2 rRNA genes (1 of these 2 cut by a window edge) are annotated in these 2,500 nt (G+C 58.0%); both read right to left on the minus strand.

Annotation, left to right across the window (positions count from 1 at the left end):
- Nucleotides 1–215: 215 nt before the first annotated feature.
- Nucleotides 216–330 (minus strand): 5S ribosomal RNA (gene rrf / locus AUL35_RS21105).
- Between the two features lie 219 nt (nucleotides 331–549).
- A 23S ribosomal RNA gene (locus AUL35_RS21110) occupies nucleotides 550–2,500 on the minus strand (it continues 883 nt past the right edge of the window).

Below are 2,500 nucleotides of genomic sequence, written 5' to 3' on the forward strand. Positions count from 1 at the left end.
GGCTCGTATGTTCTGACGGGGGCGGGTCTGATTGCGTTGACGGCGCTGGGTGTCTCGGTGTGTCTGGACGCGGTATGCGACCGGCTTCTGGGCGGCCGGGTGTGACGGCGTGGCGTTGTGGGTTTGTGGACGGGCGACGACCAAACGCCCGCCGCAGGTTTTCACCTGGGGCGGGCGTTTTGGTGTGGATGGAAGAGAGGGGATGCGATGGGCGAACCTGGCGGCGACCGACTTTCCCGCGTCTTGAGACGAAGTATCATGGGCGCTGGGGCGTTTCACGGCCGAGTTCGGAATGGGATCGGGTGCGGCCACCCCGCAGAAGCCACCAGGTCGGCGCATCGCATCTTTTCTGGAAGCTGGTTTTTCAGGAGAACCTTGCCGGTTGGCCACCGTCCGAGCGCTCGGAAGAGCGAGGACAGCCCCGACCCCTCGTGGGTCGGCGGAACCGTCAGGTTCCGGCCCGCCGCAGACAACCGGCCACAGCCGGTTGGCGCAAGGCGAGAGAAGAGACCCATGACATTGCCTCGCAATGGACATGGGCGAATGAGAGCGATCAAGCCGATCGGGCGATTAGTAAGGCTCAGCTTCACGCGTTGCCGCGCTTCCACATGCCTCCTATCAACGTGGTGGTCTTCCACGGCCCTGATAGGGAATACTCGTTTCCAGGTGGGTTTCCCGCTTAGATGCCTTCAGCGGTTATCCCGACCGTACATAGCTACCCTGCACTGCGGCTGGCGCCACAACAGGTCCACCAGAGGTACGTCCATCCCGGTCCTCTCGTACTAGGGACAGATCCTGTCAATATTCCTACACCCACGGCAGATAGGGACCGAACTGTCTCACGACGTTCTGAACCCAGCTCACGTACCGCTTTAATTGGCGAACAGCCAAACCCTTGGGACCTGCTCCAGCCCCAGGATGCGATGAGCCGACATCGAGGTGCCAAACAACCCCGTCGATATGGACTCTTGGGGGTCATCAGCCTGTTATCCCCGGCGTACCTTTTATCCGTTGAGCGATGGCCCTTCCACGCGGGACCACCGGATCACTATGACCGACTTTCGTCTCTGCTCGACTTGTCTGTCTCGCAGTCAGGCGGGCTTATGCCATTGCACTCGACGACCGATTTCCGACCGGTCTGAGCCCACCATCGCGCGCCTCCGTTACTCTTTGGGAGGCGACCGCCCCAGTCAAACTACCCACCATACACTGTTCCGGATCCGGATGACGGACCGCGGTTAGACATCCATGACGATAAGGGTGGTATTTCAAGGATGGCTCCACGCGAGCTGGCGCCCACGCTTCAAAGCCTACCACCTATCCTACACATGCCGACACGAATGCCAGTGTAAAGCTATAGTAAAGGTGCACGGGGTCTTTCCGTCTGACCGCAGGAACCCCGCATCTTCACGGGGAATTCAATTTCACTGAGTCTCTGCTGGAGACAGCGGGGAAGTCGTTACGCCATTCGTGCAGGTCGGAACTTACCCGACAAGGAATTTCGCTACCTTAGGACCGTTATAGTTACGGCCGCCGTTTACTGGGGCTTCGATTCAGAGCTTGCACCCCTCCTCTTAACCTTCCAGCACCGGGCAGGCGTCAGACCCTATACGTCGTCTTGCGACTTCGCAGAGCCCTGTGTTTTTGATAAACAGTCGCTACCCCCTGGTCTGTGCCACCCCACACAACTTGCGTCCTGTGGGGCCACGCTTCTTCCGAAGTTACGCGTGCAATTTGCCGAGTTCCTTCAGCAGAGTTCTCTCAAGCGCCTGGGTATGCTCTACCAGTCCACCTGTGTCGGTTTCGGGTACGGTCTGTACGGTGGGGCTCTTTCCTGGAACCGCTTCGAAGCCCAACCAATCCGATAAGGTTGGACAACACACGCGATCCGTCACTCTCCACCAGGCCCACGATTATTAACGTGGTTCCCATCACCTACGCCTTTCGGCCTCGGCTTAGGGGCCGGCTCACCCTGCTCAGATTAACTTTAAGCAGGAACCCTTGGACTTTCGGCGAGGGTGTCTCTCACACCCTTTATCGTTACTCATGTCAGCATTCGCACTTCCCATACCTCCAGAGGCCCTCACGGGTCCTCCTTCATCAGCCTAGGGAACGCTCCGCTACCGCAGCGTCTCGCAAGGAGATCGCTACCCACAGCTTCGGTGCATGGCTTCAGCCCCGTTACATTTTCGGCGCAAGAACCCTTAATTCTAGACCAGTGAGCTGTTACGCTTTCTTTAAATGATGGCTGCTTCTAAGCCAACATCCTGGTTGTTTTGGGATTCTCACATCCTTTCACACTTAGCCATGACTTGGGGACCTTAGCTGGTGGTCAGGGTTGTTTCCCTCTCCACGACGGACGTTAGCACCCGCCGTGTGTCTGCCGACTAGTACTCCCAGGTATTCGGAGTTTGATTGGGTTTGGTAAGACGGTGAGTCCCCCTAGCCCATTCAGTGCTCTACCCCCTGGGGTATTCGGTCGACGCTCTACCTAAATAGA

The organism is Aureimonas sp. AU4, from assembly GCF_001463765.1.
Lineage (GTDB): Bacteria > Pseudomonadota > Alphaproteobacteria > Rhizobiales > Rhizobiaceae > Aureimonas.